1 pseudogene is annotated in these 882 nt (G+C 44.7%); it reads right to left on the bottom strand.

From position 1 onward, the window contains the following. Positions 1–199 precede the first annotated feature (199 nt). Positions 200–799: pseudogene (locus tag ACWPVL_RS11710) on the bottom strand (excinuclease ABC subunit UvrA); the annotation flags it as partial. Positions 800–882 lie beyond the last annotated feature (83 nt).

Below are 882 nucleotides of genomic sequence, written 5' to 3'. Positions count from 1 at the left end.
ATTCCCTACTTTCTTAATCGTTTCAATCATACCATTTCAAAAAGCAATTTAAAAAGTGTCTAAGGTGGCTGTTTACTGACTTCCACCCCCAAAGTTCCGGCTTGAAGTCGCGGTGGATAACTTTTCGTCAAACTCAAAGAAAGCCAAACGTTTGTTATGTACATAAATAGTCGCGCTTTTCACGCGACTATTTTTGATGCTATTTCGTCGATGTTTTAGTCGCTTTTGCCTGCTTAGACGAACCGGCCGCGGCTTCTTTCGTCCGTTTGGTGTCACGAATTAAAACCGGTTTAAGGTACTGGCCGGTGTAACTGTCTGCTACCTCGGCAACTTCTTCAGGTGTACCGGTAGCAATCACCTGACCACCGCCATCTCCGCCTACCGGTCCTAGGTCAATGCACCAATCAGCCGTTTTGACAACACCCAGATTATGCTCGATCACCAAGACTGTGTTACCTACATCCACCAGCCGTTCGAGGACTTCCAACAACCGCTTAATATCATCGGTGTGTAATCCCGTTGTTGGTTCATCGAGAATGTAGAAGTTTTTACCCGTTGATAGCTTTTGCAATTCACTTGCCAACTTCATCCGCTGTGCTTCCCCGCCTGATAAAGTGGTGGCACTCTGACCAAGCTTCACATAACCCAAACCGACGTCGACAATCGTCTGTAACTTCCGGCGAATCTTAGGAATGTTTTTAAAGAATGCGGTTGCTTCTTCAACGGTCATATCCAGAACTTCAGCAATATTCTTGCCCTTGTAAGTGACTTCCAGAGTTTCGGAATTATCTCGTATGCCGTCTTCTGCTTGAAAAAAAAAAAAAATACAATCACTCGGTCATCTACGCCATTATTCTCTAAACAATACACAGCCTCACCATT

The organism is Streptococcus sp. Marseille-Q8145 (assembly GCF_965112035.1).
The sequence above is the reverse complement of the archived record's forward strand: the minus strand, read 5'-3'. Positions and strand labels throughout refer to the sequence as shown.